Annotated in this window: 19 protein-coding genes and 1 tRNA gene; 12 read left to right on the forward strand and 8 right to left on the reverse strand. The window is 62.3% G+C overall.

What is annotated here, in order from left to right; all coding sequences use genetic code 11:
- The first annotated feature begins 72 nt into the window (after positions 1 to 72).
- Complete coding sequence (locus AC0L2M_RS25075) at positions 73 to 1,212, forward strand: hypothetical protein (protein ID WP_128246066.1); 1,140 nt, start codon at positions 73 to 75, stop codon at positions 1,210 to 1,212.
- Between the two features lie 127 nt (positions 1,213 to 1,339).
- Positions 1,340 to 1,486, forward strand: coding sequence for a hypothetical protein (locus AC0L2M_RS25080; RefSeq protein WP_287176506.1), 147 nt, complete (start codon positions 1,340 to 1,342; stop codon positions 1,484 to 1,486).
- 127 nt (positions 1,487 to 1,613) lie between these two features.
- Here AC0L2M_RS25080 and AC0L2M_RS25085 read toward each other — a convergent pair.
- Positions 1,614 to 1,690, reverse strand: a tRNA-Arg gene (locus AC0L2M_RS25085).
- 159 nt (positions 1,691 to 1,849) lie between these two features.
- Between AC0L2M_RS25085 and AC0L2M_RS25090 the strand changes: the two genes are divergently transcribed.
- Both AC0L2M_RS25090 and AC0L2M_RS25095 read left to right on the forward strand, forming a co-directional pair.
- Positions 1,850 to 2,149: a DUF768 domain-containing protein gene (locus AC0L2M_RS25090; RefSeq protein WP_128176129.1), complete on the forward strand. Its 300-nt coding sequence runs from the start codon at positions 1,850 to 1,852 to the stop codon at positions 2,147 to 2,149.
- 72 nt (positions 2,150 to 2,221) lie between these two features.
- A complete protein-coding gene (locus tag AC0L2M_RS25095; RefSeq protein ID WP_023797168.1) occupies positions 2,222 to 2,368 on the forward strand; it encodes a glycine zipper domain-containing protein in 147 nt (48 codons plus the stop codon).
- A gap of 102 nt (positions 2,369 to 2,470) precedes the next feature.
- Here AC0L2M_RS25095 and AC0L2M_RS25100 read toward each other — a convergent pair whose 3' ends face one another.
- A complete protein-coding gene (locus tag AC0L2M_RS25100) occupies positions 2,471 to 3,634 on the reverse strand; it encodes a M20 aminoacylase family protein (RefSeq protein ID WP_128176127.1) in 1,164 nt (387 codons plus the stop codon).
- 311 nt (positions 3,635 to 3,945) lie between these two features.
- Here AC0L2M_RS25100 and AC0L2M_RS25105 point away from each other — a divergent pair, with 311 nt between their 5' ends.
- Together AC0L2M_RS25105 and AC0L2M_RS25110 are read left to right on the forward strand one after the other, a co-directional pair.
- Positions 3,946 to 5,130, forward strand: coding sequence for a D-alanyl-D-alanine carboxypeptidase family protein (locus AC0L2M_RS25105; protein ID WP_473536187.1), 1,185 nt, complete (start codon positions 3,946 to 3,948; stop codon positions 5,128 to 5,130).
- Positions 5,131 to 5,134: 4 nt separating this feature from the next.
- Entirely contained in the window at positions 5,135 to 6,247 is a 1,113-nt protein-coding gene (locus AC0L2M_RS25110) for a CobW family GTP-binding protein (protein WP_473536188.1), read from the forward strand.
- 39 nt (positions 6,248 to 6,286) lie between these two features.
- Here AC0L2M_RS25110 and AC0L2M_RS25115 read toward each other — a convergent pair whose 3' ends face one another.
- From AC0L2M_RS25115 to AC0L2M_RS25135, 5 genes are all read right to left on the reverse strand, one after another.
- Positions 6,287 to 6,577 (reverse strand): sulfurtransferase TusA family protein, encoded by a 291-nt coding sequence (locus AC0L2M_RS25115; RefSeq protein WP_473536189.1) that lies wholly within the window; start codon positions 6,575 to 6,577, stop codon positions 6,287 to 6,289.
- Between the two features lie 5 nt (positions 6,578 to 6,582).
- Positions 6,583 to 7,911 carry a L,D-transpeptidase family protein gene (locus tag AC0L2M_RS25120; protein WP_287066287.1) on the reverse strand — a complete coding sequence of 443 codons (1,329 nt, stop codon included), beginning with the start codon at positions 7,909 to 7,911 and terminating at the stop codon, positions 6,583 to 6,585.
- 293 nt (positions 7,912 to 8,204) lie between these two features.
- Positions 8,205 to 9,155, reverse strand: a complete 951-nt coding sequence (locus AC0L2M_RS25125) for an acetyl-CoA carboxylase carboxyltransferase subunit alpha (RefSeq protein WP_287235647.1) — start codon at positions 9,153 to 9,155, stop codon at positions 8,205 to 8,207.
- 99 nt (positions 9,156 to 9,254) lie between these two features.
- Entirely contained in the window at positions 9,255 to 10,172 is a 918-nt protein-coding gene (locus tag AC0L2M_RS25130) for a site-specific tyrosine recombinase XerD (protein ID WP_473536190.1), read from the reverse strand.
- A gap of 5 nt (positions 10,173 to 10,177) precedes the next feature.
- Positions 10,178 to 10,330 carry a histidine kinase gene (locus tag AC0L2M_RS25135; RefSeq protein ID WP_091593135.1) on the reverse strand — a complete coding sequence of 51 codons (153 nt, stop codon included), beginning with the start codon at positions 10,328 to 10,330 and terminating at the stop codon, positions 10,178 to 10,180.
- Between the two features lie 274 nt (positions 10,331 to 10,604).
- Between AC0L2M_RS25135 and AC0L2M_RS25140 the strand changes: the two genes are divergently transcribed.
- The 4 genes from AC0L2M_RS25140 to AC0L2M_RS25155 all read left to right on the forward strand — a co-directional run bounded on the left by AC0L2M_RS25140 (position 10,605) and on the right by AC0L2M_RS25155 (position 14,170).
- Complete coding sequence (locus AC0L2M_RS25140; RefSeq protein WP_473536191.1) at positions 10,605 to 11,210, forward strand: shikimate kinase; 606 nt, start codon at positions 10,605 to 10,607, stop codon at positions 11,208 to 11,210.
- Positions 11,207 to 12,391, forward strand: coding sequence for a 3-dehydroquinate synthase (gene aroB, locus AC0L2M_RS25145; protein WP_473536192.1), 1,185 nt, complete (start codon positions 11,207 to 11,209; stop codon positions 12,389 to 12,391). Before AC0L2M_RS25140 ends, aroB begins: the two co-directional genes overlap by 4 nt.
- Complete coding sequence (locus tag AC0L2M_RS25150) at positions 12,388 to 13,281, forward strand: HlyC/CorC family transporter (RefSeq protein ID WP_473536193.1); 894 nt, start codon at positions 12,388 to 12,390, stop codon at positions 13,279 to 13,281. Before aroB ends, AC0L2M_RS25150 begins: the two co-directional genes overlap by 4 nt.
- A gap of 85 nt (positions 13,282 to 13,366) precedes the next feature.
- Positions 13,367 to 14,170, forward strand: a complete 804-nt coding sequence (locus tag AC0L2M_RS25155) for an alpha/beta hydrolase (protein ID WP_473536194.1) — start codon at positions 13,367 to 13,369, stop codon at positions 14,168 to 14,170.
- A gap of 3 nt (positions 14,171 to 14,173) precedes the next feature.
- Here the strand turns inward: AC0L2M_RS25155 and AC0L2M_RS25160 are convergent, their stop codons facing one another.
- Positions 14,174 to 14,476 (reverse strand): BolA family protein, encoded by a 303-nt coding sequence (locus AC0L2M_RS25160; RefSeq protein ID WP_077372975.1) that lies wholly within the window; start codon positions 14,474 to 14,476, stop codon positions 14,174 to 14,176.
- 191 nt (positions 14,477 to 14,667) lie between these two features.
- On the opposite strand from AC0L2M_RS25160, the gene AC0L2M_RS25165 reads away from it, so the two are divergent.
- Entirely contained in the window at positions 14,668 to 15,297 is a 630-nt protein-coding gene (locus AC0L2M_RS25165) for a J domain-containing protein (RefSeq protein WP_036262308.1), read from the forward strand.
- Positions 15,298 to 15,420: 123 nt separating this feature from the next.
- On the forward strand, positions 15,421 to 16,407 hold the full coding sequence (gene cobS / locus AC0L2M_RS25170) for a cobaltochelatase subunit CobS (protein WP_128246076.1): 987 nt from the start codon (positions 15,421 to 15,423) through the stop codon (positions 16,405 to 16,407).
- Positions 16,408 to 16,563 lie beyond the last annotated feature (156 nt).

Raw genomic sequence — 16,563 nt, forward strand, 5'->3', positions numbered from 1 at the left:
ATCACAACCGTTTCACGTTAACCGTTAGGAAACGACGGGGTTGTTAAATGAGTCTCCCCAAGGGGCATAAATATGGCACTTCACCTTTCGGCGGATGCGGTTCCTGTGGCGGCGGCCCCACAGAAGTATCTTTTTGGTCCAGTCGCTGACTTTCTCATGCTTGGCGGGAGCGCCTTCCTCATCCTGCCGGTCTTGTTTTTTGTCCCTCTTAAGTACGAAGGTTTCGTGGGCGCAACGATGTTGTTGCTGGCTCATCTGATAAACCATCCGCACTTTGCTCACTCGTATCAACTTTTCTATCGCAATTTTGGGCGGAAGGTGCGCGGAGACGGATATGACAAGAACCTTCAGGTCCGTTACATCTTCGCGGGCATTGTCGTCCCGCTGATCATGGGCGGTTTTTTTGCTTACGGTTCAATAGCGGGGAATGCGCGCCTGCTGGGGTATGCTGGCAATGCGATGGCCTTTTTTGTGGGCTGGCACTATGTCAAGCAAGGCTACGGCATGCTGATGGTGGACGCCGTATTGAAGCGCAGGTTCTTCAACGAGCAAGACAAGAAAGTGCTGCTGTTCAACGGCTATGCCGTATGGCTGTTCGCCTGGCTTCAGACAAACGCGGTGATCACCGAAAGGCAATTCTGGGGCTTGGACTACTACACATTTGCCGCCCCTTCATGGGTCACCAATATTGCCGTATTTGCCGCCGCTGCTTCCACGGCAGCCACGGTCGTGATGCTGATCAATCGCTGGCGCAAGCATGGTGGCACGCTACCGTACAACGGCGTCGTCGCTTACGTCGTGTCTCTATACGCCTGGATTCTATTTGTGAGGATAAACCCGCTCTGGCTGCTTGTGGTGCCGGCGCTCCATTCGTTGCAGTACCTGGCTGTGGTCTGGCGTTATCAGACCAATGTAGAGCTCGACCGTTCAGATGCTGTTATAGAACCCGAATTCAAGGTCCTGTCCATTATTGGCCCGATGTATAGGTTGCGAGTGCTGGGCTTTATCATCATTGGCAGTATTCTTGGGATTCTCGGTTTCTGGCTGGTCCCGATCGCGTTGTCTGCTTTGATTCCTTATAATAAAGAGGTACTCGGCTCGTCGCTGTTCCTCTTCATAGCGTGGATATTCATCAACGTGCACCACTACTTTCTGGATAACGTTATGTGGAGACGAGGCAATCCAGAGGTATCAAAATATCTGTTCCGCTAGTCACTTGCCGCGGCAATCTTGTGATGGCCACAGATAGCCGGCCGGTCGGAGCGCCCGCCACATCGGTCGCAAGCGTCCGAATTGCACTGCTCGGGCCTATTGCAACGTCCGCGAAAGCGTCTCTCCGATGCCGCAGGCGCCGGTGGCGGTGGTGCCGTTGCTGATCGGTGGCAGCGGCCTCGTCCTAATTTCAGTGCTGCTGCTGGTTTTCGCTCTTGCCACGGCTATGGTCGTGAAAAATCCGCTCATGCTGCCCGCGGTGGCTTCGCCGTAGCCCGACAGAATCACGCCGCCCGCCAAACCGCCACCCGCTCTAACCCGATACACCCGAGTTATAACGCCGCGTCCGCCACCGGTTTTGCCCCGGTTACGGCGATGGCTCGCTAAGTAATTGAAAAACGTGGTGATCCCGACAGGAATCGAACCTGTGACCTACAGATTAGGAATCTGCCGCTCTATCCTACTGAGCTACGGGACCACGCGGCCGACACATAACCGCTTCGGATCGTTTCGCCAAGAGGCAAGGTTGCAGCAAGCTTGACACAATCGGCCGGTCGCGAGTGGACCGCAAAGATGAGCCAGAAATAGCGGAACTTCGGACCACCGCCGCGCTTTAGTGTGCCGAAGGAGATGCCGCATGAGTGCCACGAAAGAGTTCTTTGAAACCTGGCTGCAGGAGAACGTCGGTAACCTGCCCGCGGAAAGCGAAGTGAGCGTGGCCGTCCTGGTTCAGCAATTCGAGCAGGATGCCGACGCGGCCGGCTATGGTCACGAGGTGCGCGAAGACGAGATCGGCGACATCGAAGAGGCCATTGAGAAAGCTCTGAGGAAGGCCAGGACAGGCGAACAGCCGCAGGCTGCCGATCCGGCCGAAGAGAGTGATCTGGCGCCCGTCATGGAGGCGCTGGAGGTCGACGACCCGAAGAGCGGGCCGTAGCGATCCCAGGCAACATCGGATGGTAGCCGACCAGCGGTTGCAGCTCTCCCCTTCCAATCTACATGACCCGGCATGATAGATGCCAAACACATCACACTCGGCGTTGTGATCGGCGTGGCTATCGGCGTCGCGTTGGACAATATCATTGCGGGTATCGGAATCGGTATCGCCCTGGGCATTGCCTTGGGTCTTGCGCGGAGGCGGTCCGGTCGGAAGTGACGATCGGAGCATCGCCACGTCCCGCGCCCGACCGCCTTGTAGCCATCCCAATCGCAGCGCACCCCTCGGATCAAGCCGCAGGGCGGTTTTATGGCCGACGCATCAAGCGGCCAGCGCCGTCTCCGCGAGCTTCACCCAATAGCTCATGCCGTGCGGGATGACCTCGTCGTTGAAGTCGTAGGCAGGGTTGTGGAGACCGGCGGTGTCGCCATTGCCGATGAAGATGAAGGCGCCCGGCCGCGCTTCCAGCATGTAGGAGAAATCCTCGCCGCCCATCACCGGCTGGATGGCGCGTTGCACCTGTGCCTCGCCGGCGATTTCAGCGGCGACATCGCTGGCAAAGACCGTCTCCTCCGGATGGTTGAAGGTGACGGGATAATTGGCTTTGTAATCGACCTCGATCGTTGCGCCGAAGGCCGCGCCCACGCCCTCGCAGATGGCGCGCACACGCTGCTCAGCCTTCCTGGCGACCTCCTTCTTCAGCGTGCGCACGGTGCCGGCGATCTCGGCGCTCTCGGGAATGACATTGTAGGCGTCGCCGGCGTGGAATTTCGTCACCGACACCACGACAGCCTCGACCGGATCGGTGCTGCGCGAGGCGATCGTCTGCAGAGCGCCGACGAGCTGGCTGGTGATGACGATCGGGTCGATGGTGCCGTGCGGCATCGCCGCATGCCCGCCCTTGCCCTTGACGGTGATGGTGAATTCGGCTGTCGCCGCCATGATCGGGCCCGGCTTGATGGCGAATTGTCCGACTGGCAGGCCCGGCATGTTGTGCATGCCGAACACCTTGGAGATGCCGAAGCGCTCCATCATGCCGTCCTTGACCATCTCGTTGCCGCCGCCGCCGCCTTCTTCGGCCGGCTGGAAGATCACTGCGACGGAGCCGGCGAAATTGCGCGTCTCGGCAAGGTATTTGGCGGCACCGAGCAGCATCGCGGTGTGGCCGTCATGGCCGCAGGCGTGCATCTTGCCAGGAATGGTCGAGGCGTAGGGTTTGCCGGTGATCTCGTTGAGCGGCAGCGCATCCATGTCGGCGCGCAGGCCGATGCTCGTGCCTTCGCCCAGTCGGCCGCGGATGATGCCGACGACACCGGTCTTGCCGAGGCCGGTCACCACGTCGTCGCAACCGAAGGCCTGCAGCTTCTCGGTGACGAAGGCGGCGGTCTCGAAGACGTCGAAATTCAGCTCTGGCGTCTGGTGCAGATGGCGGCGCCAGCCGGCGACCTCGTCTTGCATTTCGGCGGCGCGGTTCAGGATCGGCATAATGTTCCATCTCGCTGTTGGAGCAGACGGATTCAGCCTGCTGCTTTGCAATTGTGCCTGCTGTATTAGAATTGTCATTCAGGCACTTTGCCATCTTGACGTCACATAGGCTAAATAGCACCGCAAGACAGTGATCCGGATAGAGGGACCGGATCACTATGCTGGCGATCGCGTAACAAATCTTACGGAGCCAGAGGCGACTGCGGCAAGAGGTGATTTCGGATTCCACTATGCGGTACGGGCATTTCCTCAAACTAAAGCGCGTCGCGTTTGACCGGCCTCATGCGGCGCGCTTTAGCATTGTTGTTTTTATGCATGTCGTTATCGCAAAACCGCTGCGCACTTTTGCGCGACATGCATTGCTGGCGGGCGCTGTGGCGCTGCCGGCGCTGGCCGGTCCGGCTCTCGCCAATCCGACGATCGTGTTTGACCTGGAGAATGGCAAGATCCTCCAGCACCAGGAGGCTTTCAAGCGCTGGTATCCTGCCTCGTTGACCAAGCTGATGACCGCCTATGTGACGTTCCGCGCGATTGCCGCGGGCGAGGTCCGGCTCGATTCGCCGATCAAGGTCACCAAGCGTTCCGCCAGCGAGCCGCCGAGCAAGATGGGCTTCAAGCCGGGCTCGGTCATGCGACTCGATAACGCGCTGAAGATGATGCTGGTCAAATCGGCCAACGACGTCGCCATGGCCGTCGGCGAGAACATCGCCGGTTCGCAGGCCGTTTTCGCCGAACGCATGAACGCCGAGGCGCGCCGGCTCGGCATGACCGGATCGCATTTCGTCAACCCGAACGGGCTGTTTTCGCCGGACCAGTATACGACTGCGCGCGATCTCGGCTTGCTGGTGATGGCGATCCGCACGGAATTTCCACAATATGCCCCATGGTTCTCGATCGAGGGCCTGGCCGTCGGCAAGAAGCAGATCCCGAATTACAATCTTCTGATCGGCCGCTATCCCGGCGCCGACGGCATGAAGACCGGTTTCGTCTGTCCCTCGGGCTTCAACATGATCGGCTCGGCAACACGCGAAGGGCGCACGCTGGTGGCGGTGGTGCTTGGCGAGAAGTCGGCCATCACCCGCGCCGAGACCGTCGCCAGGCTGCTCGACCACGGCTTTGCCACGCCGACACCGGGCTGGCTGACGGTGGCCGCGCTGCCTTCCTATGGCGACACCACATCGATCAACAACCTGAATGACGAGATTTGCAGGAAGAAGCCGGCTAAGGAGCAGTCGGAAGCTCCCCCCGTCGGCGATAAGAATGCGGCAAAATCTCCCTATCGAAAAAAACTCGATCACGCGCCGACATTGGTCGCAGTCGGCCTTGGCGGCGCCACCGGGCCGATACCGAAAGCCATGCTCGATGCATCGGGCCAGGAGTATGCCGACGTGCCGCTGCCGAGTTGGCGGCCCGACCTGCCGCCGCCGCCCGGCGCCGAGCCGGCAGTGATCGGTTCCGCTACTGCGGCCCAGGAGCCCGCCAAGGCGGTGAACTAGTCTGATGAGCAGCGGCTTTCCCATCGCCGTCTCGGTGCTGACCGGTTTTCTCGGCGCCGGCAAGACGACGCTGCTCAACCGGCTGCTCAGGGATCCCGCGCTCGCCGACACCGCGGTCATCATCAACGAGTTCGGCGAGGTGGCGATCGACCATCTCCTGGTCGAACAGGCCTCCGACGGGATCATCCAGCTTTCCGACGGCTGTCTCTGCTGCACGATGCGCGGCGAACTGGTCGACACGCTGGCCGATCTCGTCGACCGGCTGCAGACCGGCCGCATCGCCAGGCTTGCCCGCGTCGTCATCGAAACCACCGGCCTCGCCGATCCGGCGCCGGTGCTGCAGTCGATCATGGCCCATCCGGCGCTGGTCGAGGCCTTCCGGCTCGACGGCGTCATCACGCTAGTCGACGCGGTCAACGGCGATGCGACGCTAAACGCCCATGTCGAGGCGGTGAAGCAGGCGGCGGTCGCCGACCGCATCGTGCTGACGAAAACCGATCTGGCCACCGATCCGCGCGACGTCGAGGCCTTGCGGGCGCGGCTGCGGCAGATCAATCCGGGTGCCGAACTGCTCGATGCGGGTGACAGAAGGACCGATGTAGCGGCGCTGTTCGATTGCGGCCTCTACAACCCAGCCACCAAGTCCGCCGACGTGCGGCGCTGGCTGGGCGAGGAAGCCGCCCATGATCACCACCACCATGACGACCATGACCACGGCAACCACGACCACGATCATGACCATCGGCACGATTCCCGGGTGCGCTCCTACTCGCTCGTTCATGAGGGGCCGGTGGCGTTTTCGGCGATCGAGATGTTCCTCGACCTGTTGCGATCAGCACATGGCGAGCGCCTGCTGCGCATGAAGGGCGTCATCGAATTGCTGGAAGACCCGTCGCGGCCACTGGTCGTCCACGGCGTCCAGAAGATCCTGCATCCGCCGGCGCGGCTGCCGTCCTGGCCGGACGGCCAACGCGGCACAAGGCTGGTGCTGATCACGCTCGACATGCCGGAAGATTACGTCCGCCGGCTGTTTGCCGCTTTCACCAACCGGCCGTCGATCGACACACCGGACCGCGCAGCGCTGGAAAACAACCCGCTGGCCATCGCCGGGCGGTGAAGCGGCTGATCTCCCCCTCGAGGGAGGAGATTATCCCGCTCAGCCGCCGCCGCGCTCGACCAGAAAGCGATGGCCGCCTGATATCGCTGCCGTTTCGATCAATCGATGGCCGCTCTCGGTGCAGAAGGCTGGAATGTCGATGACGGCGAGGGGGTCAGTGGTTTCGAGCCATAGCCGGCTGCCCGGCCTCATTGTGGCCAACCGCTTTTTTGCCTTGAGCACGGGCAACGGGCAGTTCAGGCCTTTGAGGTCGTAGACAGGGGCGGGGGCGGCGGGGGCGGGGCTGGTTGAGGGCCTGTCTTCCTGGCCCCCATCTCCGTGTTCAGGCATGAAGCTCAGCCGCCGAACATGCCGAGCAGCTTCTTCTTCAGCCTTGTCGTCCTGCTTTCACCGGCATTCGCCGCCTGCGTTGCGGCCGGGGCGGCATCGGGGGACGACGCGATTGTCGCGGTAGCGACAGGCGCTTCGGCAGCGGCCCTGGCCTCCTCCTCTTCGGCCAGCGAATTGATCCTGGCCGTTTGCTTTTCGGCCAGAGCCTGAGCCCTAGCCGCCTCTTTCGCGGCCTTGGCCGCTTCTATCGCGGCAAGCCTTTGCTCGTCGGCCTTCTGCTTGGCGGCCTTCTCCGCGTCGAGCGCGGCCATCTTGCGGCCCGCCGGAGAATCGATGCGGCCCATGCGCGCAGTCTCGGTCACCGAGCCGTCGGCGTTGAACGACGGCGGATCGATCGGCACGCGTTCGCCACGGGCGCGTTTCTTCGACCACTCGGAAACGATGCTGGCTTCCTTGATCCCGCCGATGGTCGGCTTGGGCGCCGGCACGCTGGCCTTGACCGCGCCGTTGAAAGCCGCCTCGTAGGTGCTCTGGTAGGCATTGAAGGCGCTCTTCAGCGAATCCGGCTGCGTCGTCGCGGGGCAGGCGCCGGTCGGATCGAAGGTCTCGCCGTCAGGCGCGACCTGGTTGAAGACATAGCGCTTCTCGCAGACATCGACCTTCGGCGGCACTTTCGTGATCTCGAAATTGTCGTAGCCGACCTTCAGCATCTTCCAGAATTCGTAGTTCGGATCTTTGCGATAGCGCGCCATGTTGGCGGCGGTCATGCGGAACGGAAAGGCCTGGATCTGGAACTCGGTCTGCCCGCCCTGGAAAGCGTCGCGGCCGAAGGCGTAGATCTGCTCGATCTGCGCGTCGGTCATCGAATAACAGCCCGACGACGAGCAGGCGCCATGGACCATCAGATGGGAACCGGTGCGGCCATTGGCGCGGTCGTAGACGTTGGGATAGCCGATGTTGAAGGCAAGGTGGTAGCTCGACCGCGGATTCATCTGCGCCGGACGGACCGTATAGAAGCCCTCCGGCGCCTGGCGGTCGCCTTCGGTGTATTTGGGGCCCAGCTTGCCCGACCATTTGCAGATGTCGTAGCTGGCGACTAAGTCATAGCGACCGTTGGTCTTGGCCTTCCAGATTTCGAGCTTGCCCTCTTCCTTGAAGATGCGGGCCATCACCGGCGAGGTGCGGGTCATGCCCTTGGCCTTCATGCTGGCCAGGATTTTTTCGGGCAACGGCTTGTTGGCGTGGGGGGCAAAATCCTTCATCGAAGAATCATTGCAGCCAGCGACGCCTATCGCGGCAATCACAAGTGCGGTGCGGGCAAGCTTGGCAAACATGGCTATGTCTTTTCTTTCGGACCGCAGGCATCAGGGCCGACAGGCCCAACCGTAAGCCCGTTAACCTTGAAAATTCCTTACCGCAGCGCCGGGCCTTACGGCAATCCGATTGAAACGAGCGCAGCGGCATTTTTGTGGCGAAGGTGCTTAATCTCGCCACATTGCGGCGTCGAAACCGTCCGGCGGTCCGTCCGACTGAAATCGGCCGGCCTGAATCCTCTTGTTCGACCACGCCTTTTGCGAAAACCGGTACCCACTTTTTGCTGCGCTGAGCCTCGGTTCGGGATCATAGTCTAGAGGTTTCGCCCCATAGCCAGATATTTCTCGCGGCGCTGCTCACGAAAATCGGTGTTGGCGCCGGAGAATTCCTTCATCGTTTTGGCGATGAGATCGCCGGTGGCGGCAATCACCGTATCCGGGCCACGATGGGCGCCGCCGAGCGGTTCGGGAACGATGGCGTCGATGATCTTGAGCTCCAGCAGATCCTGAGCGGTGATCTTCATGTTGGTCGCCGCATCCTTCGAGCGGGTGGTGTCGCGCCACAGGATCGAGGCGGCGCCCTCCGGCGAGATCACCGAATAGATGGCGTGCTCGAGCATGTAGACGCGGTTGGCGGTGGCGATCGCGATGGCACCGCCCGAGCCGCCTTCGCCGATGACCACCGAGATCGACGGCACCTTCAGGCGAAGACAGGCCGAGGTCGAGCGGGCGATGGCTTCGGCCTGGCCGCGCTCCTCGGCATTGACGCCCGGATAGGCGCCGGCCGTGTCGACCAGCGTCAGCAACGGGATATTGAAGCGGTCGGCGAGTTCCATCAGCCGCACCGCCTTGCGATAGCCCTCCGGCCGCACCGAGCCGAAATTATGCCTCAGCCGGCTGGCCGTGTCCGAGCCCTTTTCCTGGCCGATGATCGCCACCGGCTCGCCGCGGAAGCGGGCGAAGCCGCCGACGATCGCCTGGTCCTCGCCGAAATTGCGGTCGCCGGCAAGCGGCGTGAAATCGTTGAACAGCCCCTTGATGTAGTCGACGCAATGCGGCCTGTCCGGATGGCGCGCCACCTGCACCTTCTGCCACGGGGTCAGTGCCTTATAAGTGTCGCGCAATGCGTCGCGCACGCGTTTCTCGAGCCGGCTTATCTCATCGCCGACATCGACCGCCTCGCCATTCTCGGCGAGCTTCTTCAACTCGAGGATCTTGCCTTCAAGATCGGCGACCGGCTTTTCGAAATCGAGGTAATTGTACATTCTTGAGCGGACCGATAAGCCGGGAGGCAATGACTGACGGAACCTGGGAAATAGGGGCTCCGGGCGGTGGAACGTCGTCCTCACATAGCGATATGACGCCTAGTCGGCAAGCGGATGATGATCGTTGACCAGCCGCATCAGCCGCTCCTCCAGAACATGTGTGTAAATCTGCGTCGTTGAAATATCGGCATGGCCAAGCAACTGCTGCACCGCCCTGAGATCGGCGCCGTTCTGCAGGAGATGGCTGGCAAAAGCATGGCGCATCACATGCGGCGATATTTTCGCCGAGGCGATGCCGGCCCGCGCGGCAAGGCCCTTCAGGTCGCGGGCGAAGACCTGCCTGGAGAGATAGCCGCTGTCGCTTGCCGCCGGAAACAGGAACGGGCTATCCGCCAAAGCCGGCACCGTTGCCCGGGCAGCGAGCCAGGCCCGCATGGCCACGCGCGCCTTTGCCGATAGCGGCACCATGCGTTCCTTGTCACCCTTGCCGCGCACCATGAAGAAACGATCGTCGCGCAACGCCACCGTCACCGGCAGGCCGACCAGTTCGGAAACCCGCAGGCCGGTGGCGTAGAGCACCTCGACCAGCGCATGCAGGCGCAGCGCCGCCAGGCCGTCGCCATCGTTCAGCGAGGCGTCAGCTGCCTCCTGCGCCGCACGGTCGATCAGCCGGCCGGTGTCGGCCTCGCTCATCGTCTTCGGCAGCGGCCGGCCCTTCTTCGGACTGTCCAGGGTGCCGGTCGGGTCGTCGCCGCGCACACCCTCGGCGTAGAGGAACTTGAAGAACTGGCGCATCGCCGACAGCTTGCGTGCCTGCGAGGTGGCGGCAAAACCGCGTGCGGCTATCTCGTCGAGATAGTTGCGGATATCGGCAGCGGCGGCACCAGCGAGCCCGCCGTCGATCTCGGCTGACGCGTCTTCGAGGTCGCGGCGATAGCTGGAAAGCGTATTTTCGGCAGCGCCGCGCTCGGCGCTCATCATTTCCAGAAAGGCTTCGATGCGGGCCGCGCTGTTCATGTCTCTCAGTTCTTCTTGGGAATGAGCTTTTCGGGAGGGATGCGCACGCTCATTTCGGCCTTTCTCGGCTCGACGAACATCGCCAGAGCGAACATCGCGCCATAGACAATGCCGGCCAGAATCGTGAGCGTCACGACAAAGCGGAACAGTGTCGGCATCAATTTTCGCCCGTCTTGTTGTTCTGCGTTTCCAAACCCAGTGCCCTTATGAGACGCCAATCCGGCCAATTCAAGGGCGAAGCGCGGACGACGTGCGGCGGCGCCACGCTTGACGCAATCAGGCTTTTGATGTCGATACGCCGGCAAAGAGGGGTCTAAGCAGGCATTCGTGGGCTAGCCCGAAAATGCCTGCCTGGATTCTTTGGCTTGTCGCAGGTTCTGTCGCAAAACCTGGGATAGCTTTGCGGAACCTGCTTAGAAACATAATGGTGTCATGAACGCGTTGCCAGCCAATCCTCCCGATGAGAGCCATGCCGCGCTGCTCGGCCGGCTGGGCAGCCGTTCCATTGTCTTTGTCGGCCTGATGGGCGCCGGCAAGACGGCGATCGGCCGCAAGGTGGCGGGGATGCTGGGACTGCCTTTCATGGACAGTGATCAGGAAATCGAAAGCGTGTCGCGAATGAGCGTCCCGGAACTGTTCGAACGCTATGGCGAGCCCGAGTTCCGGGCGCTGGAGCAGCGCGTCATCCTGCGCATATTGGAACACGGCCCGCAGGTGCTGTCGACGGGCGGCGGCGCCTTCATGAGCGCGCCGACGCGGGAGGCCATTGCCGGCCATGGCGTGTCGGTATGGCTGAAGGCCGAGATCGACCTGTTGATGGACCGCGTTTCCAAGAAGCAGAACCGGCCGCTCCTGAAAAGCGCCGATCCCCGTGCCGTGATCGCGCGGTTGATGGCCGAGCGCTATCCGGTCTACGCAACCGCCGATGTTACCGTGCCGACCCGCGACGATCGCAAGGAGGTCATCGCCGCCGAGGTGGTGAACGCGCTTTGCGGGTATTTCGGCGTGGCAGCCGCGACAGGCGAGGTGCGCTCGTGAAAAGCAACGCGACAGTCACCGTCGAAGTCGGGCTCGGCGATCGCGCCTATGACATATTGATCGGCTCCGGCCTGCTGTTGCGCGCCGGCACCGAGATTTCGCGCCGCCTGCCCGGCACGCGCGCCGCGGTGGTCACCGACGTCAATGTCGCCGCCGCCCACCTCGAGACGTTGAAGGCCGGCCTCGAAAAGGGCGGCATCCAGCCTGCGGTCATTACTTTGCCGGCGGGAGAAAAGACCAAGAGTTTCGCGCATCTCGAAGAGGTGGTGGACGGCGTGCTCGCCGCGAGACTGGAACGCGGCGACGTCGTCGTCGCTCTCGGTGGCGGTGTCATCGGCGATCTGGCCGGCTTCGCCGCCGGCATCGTGCGCCGCGGCATGAATTTCGTGCAGATCCCGACTTCGCTGCTGGCGCAGGTCGACTCTTCCGTCGGCGGCAAGACCGGCATCAACAGTGCGCGCGGCAAGAACCTCGTCGGCGTTTTCCATCAGCCGAAACTGGTGCTGGCCGACACCGAAGTGCTCGACACGCTGTCGATCCGGGAATTCCGGGCGGGTTATGCCGAACTCGCCAAGTACGGGCTCATCGATCGCCCCGACTTCTTCGCGTGGCTGGAGGAAAACTGGGGCAAGGTGTTCGCCGGCGGCCCGCAGCGGACCGAGGCCATCGCCGAGGCCTGCCGCGCCAAGGCCGATGTCGTCGGCCGCGACGAGTTCGAGACCGGCGACCGCGCGCTGCTCAATCTCGGCCACACGTTCGGCCACGCGCTCGAGGCCGCCACCCGATATGACAGCGCCCGTCTCGTCCACGGCGAGGGCGTCGCCATCGGCATGGCGCTGGCCTATCGCTTTTCGTCACGCCTCAACCTGGCAAGTCCCGACGATGCGGCGCGCGTCGAGGCGCATCTTCGCGCCGTTGGCCTGCCCTGGCGCATGGCCGATATTCCGGGTGAATTGCCTGACGCCGAGGCGCTGCTTGCCTTTATCGCCCAGGACAAGAAGGTGTCGCGCGGCGCGCTGACCTTCATCCTGACGCGCGGCATCGGCCAGGCCTTCATCGCCAAGGATGTGCCGGCGTCGGAAGTGCTGTCGTTTCTGAGGGAGAACCATCCGGGTCAGCAGAACAGCCGCCCGGGTCGGCCGGGAGGCCGACCGGGTCAGCCGAGAGGCCGACCGGGATGAGCGAGGCCGGCTGGATTGTCGCTGCTGTCCTTGCCGGGCTCGGCCTGCTCGCCTTTGCCTTTCGCGCGCGCCTGCTCGCCGCCTTCGGCTATGAATTGCAGCGCATCGAGCCGCAGCATTCGAACCATGATGAATCGCGGGGCGCCGTCGACGATTTTCGTCGCGACGGACAGGTGGTGCGCGAGGATCGCGCCCGCATCGGTCGCCTGTCCGATCTCGATGAGCTCGAAGTGTCCGATGTCATGGTCCATCGCACCAACATGCGCTCGGTCAATGCCGACAATCCGCCGGAAGCGGTGGTGCGCGAGATCCTGCAGAGCCCGCATACCCGCATGCCCTTGTGGAAGGGCTCGCTCGACAACATCGTCGGCGTGCTGCACGCCAAGGACCTGCTGCGCGCGTTGAACGATGTCGGCAACGACTTTTCCAAGATCGATGTGATGAAGATCGCTTCAAAACCGTGGTTCGTGCCCGATACCACGACGCTGCAGGAACAGCTCAACGCCTTCCTGCGGCGCAAGGCGCATTTCGCTATCGTCGTCGACGAGTATGGCGAGGTCGAGGGGCTGGTGACGCTGGAGGACATCATCGAGGAGATCGTCGGCGAGATCGCCGACGAGCACGATATCGACATGCAGGGCGTCAAGCAGGAAGCCGACGGCTCCGTCGTCGTCGACGGCACTGTGTCGATCCGCGACCTGAACCGCGCGCTCGACTGGGACCTGCCGGACGAAGAAGCCACCAACATTGCCGGTCTCGTCATCCACGAGACGCAATTGATCCCGGACGAGAAGCAGGCTTTCACCTTTCACGGCAAGCGCTTCGTCGTCATGAAGCGCGACAAGAACCGGATTGCAAGGCTGAGGATCAGGCCGGCCGGCGAGATTTAGTTCTAATAGGTTCTTTCGCGGCTAATCAATCCTGGACGTTCGCCGCGCCGGCGTGCACTTTCGACCGGGCTGTCTGGAGGTGACGGTGATCGATCGGCGAACCCTGCTTTTGATGACGATGGCTTTGTCGACGGCCAGCGCTTCGGCGGCATCGCGCCGGCTTTCGCCATCTCCGCAAACTGTCGACTACGGTCCGGCCAGGCTCGACATCTACGCGCGCGCCGGCGCCAGCTCCCTGCCTGTGATCGTTTTCATCCATGGCGGTGCCTGGCGAGCCGGCAATCGCACCAACGTCGACGTCAAGCCGGACTTCCTGCTCGACAATGGCTTCTGCTTCGTCTCGATCGACTACCGGATGCTGCCTGAGGCTGATGTCTCCACCCAGGCCAACGATGTCGAGCAGGCCTATCGCTACGTGCGCGCCAACATCGCCAGATACGGCGGCGATCCGAACCGGATTGCGGTGATGGGCCATTCGGCCGGCAGCCATCTCGCCGCACTGACCGGGCTGCGCGGCGGTCTGCCCGGCGTCGCGGCGCTGGTTCTGAACGATACCAGGGCTTATGACCTGGAGGCGCTTGCGAGGAGCGGCAGCATGACACGGGCCTATGCGAAGGCCTTTCCCGACCCGGCGCAGTGGCGAACGCTGTCGCCTGCCACCCATGTCGGGAGCCGCAAACATCCGGCGACCTTCATCGGCTATTCGCGCGCAGCGGGTCGTGCGGCAGCCTCACGGGCCTTCGCCGAGCGCCTGCGGGCGACTGGAACGGAGGTGACACTGTTCGATGGCAGCGCCTATTCGCACATGTCGATCAATCGGAATTTCGGCGACGAAGGCGACGCGTTGACCGGTGCGGTGATGATTTTCCTGAAGGCAGCGCTCGGCTGAGGTCTACCACCTGGTCTTTTCGTCCGGCGCGGCCGGCTCGATCGCCAGCGCATGGACACCAGCCTTCAATTCGTCGGCCAGCAATGCGTTGACCGCGCGGTGGCGCTCGATGCGACTCATGCCGGCAAAGGCTGAGGAGACGATGCGGACGCGAAAATGCGTCTCACCGGTGCCGTCATAGGTGCCGTGATGGTCGGAGTCCTGATGGTGATGGCCGGCATGGAGATGGCTTTCGTTGATGATGACCAGCCGCTCCGGCGAGAACGCCTTCTTCAACTTGCCTTCCATCGTCGACTGTATGGACATTCTTACTTCCCTTCACCACATATGGCGGGTGCAACCCCCGAAAATCGGCGGCCTTTGCGCGTCTGGAAGGACGCGCGGCGCCGCCGTCGCGACAAAATTCGCCGATCGCCCGCTTTATGCCGCGATTCAGCGGTTAGGGCGATCATCGCGAAAATGTCAATTCTTGTTTCGCACCGGCGAACAGCCCATAAATGGGTGAGATGAAACCGTACCCCAAATATTTCGAGAAAATTCGCATCCGCCCTGAGAAGGATGCGGAGCTGAAGTCTCGTTCGCCGATCTGCCAGTGGGACGGTTGCAAGGAGGCCGGCACCCATCGCGCGCCGGTCGGGCGCATGAAGGAGGGCGAGTATTTTCAGTTCTGCTTCGATCATGTGCGCGAGTACAACAAGGGCTTCAATTATTTCTCCGGTGTCCCCGATACCGAGATCGCCCGCTTCCAGAAGGAAGCGATGACCGGCCACCGGCCGACATGGAAGATGGGCGTCAACGGCGCCTCGACGCGCTCCTCGCCCGATTTCGCCCAGCAGCGTTCCGGCCGCGCCGGCTACTACAACCGCATGCGCGATCCGTTCGACCTGTTCAAAGGCCCGAAGGACCCGCGCGAGGCGCGTGAGCGCAAGGCCAAGCCGCTTGAGGCCAAGGCGCTGGAAACGCTTGGCCTTGATACAAAGGCGACTGGCAAGGATATCAAGGCGCGTTATAAGGAACTGGTGAAACGCCACCATCCGGATGCGAATGGCGGCGACAGAGGTTCGGAAGACCGGTTCCGCGATGTGCTCCAGGCCTATCGCGTGCTCAAGCAGGCAGGATTGTGCTGAGCGACCTTACGGTCCGTGTCGTTTTCCAACTTTCATAAGGTTGGAAAAGGCTCTAAGACCGCCCCCGGACAAAATCGATTGCCGGCGAAATCAGGCGCTTCGCCCGTGGAGACGTTGATAAAGATGAACAAGGTCGATCGCGACATCGCCAACCTGCCCGACACCACCGTGCCGGTGAAGGAGAAATTCGGCTTCGAGTCCAAAATGGTGGTGCCGGCCTATTCCGTGACGAGCGAGCATGTGCCCGACATCGATCCCGACTATCTGTTCGACAAGAACACGACGATGGCGATCCTCGCCGGCTTTGCCTACAACCGCCGCGTCATGGTGTCGGGCTATCACGGCACCGGCAAGTCGACACATATCGAGCAGGTCGCCGCCCGCCTCAACTGGCCCATGGTGCGCGTCAATCTCGACAGTCATGTCAGCCGCATCGACCTCGTCGGCAAGGACGCGATCGTCGTCAAGGAAGGGCTGCAGATCACGGAATTCCGCGACGGCATCCTGCCCTGGGCCTACCAGCACAATGTCGCGCTGTGCTTCGACGAGTACGATGCCGGCCGCCCGGACGTGATGTTCGTCATCCAGCGCGTGCTGGAATCGTCCGGCCGGCTGACGCTGCTCGACCAGAGCCGGGTCATCCGCCCGCATCCGGCGTTCCGGCTGTTCTCGACCGCCAACACCGTCGGTCTCGGCGATACCACCGGCCTCTATCACGGCACCCAGCAGATCAATCAGGCGCAGATGGACCGCTGGTCGATCGTCACCACGCTGAACTATCTGCCGCACGACAATGAGGTGAACATCGTGCTGGCCAAGGCCAAGCACTATCGCGATGCCAAGGGCAAGGAGATCGTCAGCAAGATGGTGCGTGTCGCCGACATGACGCGTTCGGCCTTCATCAATGGCGACCTGTCGACCGTCATGAGCCCGCGCACGGTCATCACCTGGGCTGAGAATGCCGAGATCTTCGGCGATATCGGCATGGCGTTCAGGCTGACCTTCCTCAACAAGTGCGACGAGCTGGAACGCTCGCTCGTGGCCGAGTTCTACCAGCGCGCCTTCGGCCAGGATTTGCCGGAGAGCGCCGCCAACGTAGTTCTGGGCTAAGCATGGCTCTGAAAAGTCGCAACGCTTTTCGGACAAGGTCGTGCGCTACAGCGCCGGGGGGGGGGGGGGGGGGGGGGGCGGGGGGGGGGGGGGGGGGAGTTTGGGAGAGAGGAAAAAAAAAAAAAAATAAGAAAATTATGGGTGGTGGGGGGGGGG

It is taken from the genome of Mesorhizobium sp. WSM4806 (assembly GCF_055811635.1).

Excerpts from the sequence above, each read along its gene's own strand:
- cobS (WP_128246076.1), top strand. The coding sequence starts at position 15,421 with ATGAACAAGGTCGATCGCGACATCGCCAACCTGCCCGACACCACCGTG.
- AC0L2M_RS25075 (WP_128246066.1), top strand. The coding sequence starts at position 73 with ATGGCACTTCACCTTTCGGCGGATGCGGTTCCTGTGGCGGCGGCCCCA.
- AC0L2M_RS25160 (WP_077372975.1), bottom strand. The coding sequence starts at position 14,476 with ATGTCCATACAGTCGACGATGGAAGGCAAGTTGAAGAAGGCGTTCTCG.
- AC0L2M_RS25095 (WP_023797168.1), top strand. The coding sequence starts at position 2,222 with ATGATAGATGCCAAACACATCACACTCGGCGTTGTGATCGGCGTGGCT.
- AC0L2M_RS25120 (WP_287066287.1), bottom strand. The coding sequence starts at position 7,911 with ATGTTTGCCAAGCTTGCCCGCACCGCACTTGTGATTGCCGCGATAGGC.
- AC0L2M_RS25110 (WP_473536188.1), top strand. The coding sequence starts at position 5,135 with ATGAGCAGCGGCTTTCCCATCGCCGTCTCGGTGCTGACCGGTTTTCTC.
- AC0L2M_RS25165 (WP_036262308.1), top strand. The coding sequence starts at position 14,668 with ATGGGTGAGATGAAACCGTACCCCAAATATTTCGAGAAAATTCGCATC.
- AC0L2M_RS25100 (WP_128176127.1), bottom strand. The coding sequence starts at position 3,634 with ATGCCGATCCTGAACCGCGCCGCCGAAATGCAAGACGAGGTCGCCGGC.
- AC0L2M_RS25105 (WP_473536187.1), top strand. The coding sequence starts at position 3,946 with ATGCATGTCGTTATCGCAAAACCGCTGCGCACTTTTGCGCGACATGCA.
- AC0L2M_RS25135 (WP_091593135.1), bottom strand. The coding sequence starts at position 10,330 with ATGCCGACACTGTTCCGCTTTGTCGTGACGCTCACGATTCTGGCCGGC.
- AC0L2M_RS25150 (WP_473536193.1), top strand. The coding sequence starts at position 12,388 with ATGAGCGAGGCCGGCTGGATTGTCGCTGCTGTCCTTGCCGGGCTCGGC.
- AC0L2M_RS25115 (WP_473536189.1), bottom strand. The coding sequence starts at position 6,577 with ATGCCTGAACACGGAGATGGGGGCCAGGAAGACAGGCCCTCAACCAGC.
- AC0L2M_RS25090 (WP_128176129.1), top strand. The coding sequence starts at position 1,850 with ATGAGTGCCACGAAAGAGTTCTTTGAAACCTGGCTGCAGGAGAACGTC.
- AC0L2M_RS25130 (WP_473536190.1), bottom strand. The coding sequence starts at position 10,172 with ATGAACAGCGCGGCCCGCATCGAAGCCTTTCTGGAAATGATGAGCGCC.
- AC0L2M_RS25125 (WP_287235647.1), bottom strand. The coding sequence starts at position 9,155 with ATGTACAATTACCTCGATTTCGAAAAGCCGGTCGCCGATCTTGAAGGC.
- AC0L2M_RS25140 (WP_473536191.1), top strand. The coding sequence starts at position 10,605 with ATGAACGCGTTGCCAGCCAATCCTCCCGATGAGAGCCATGCCGCGCTG.
- AC0L2M_RS25080 (WP_287176506.1), top strand. The coding sequence starts at position 1,340 with ATGCCGCAGGCGCCGGTGGCGGTGGTGCCGTTGCTGATCGGTGGCAGC.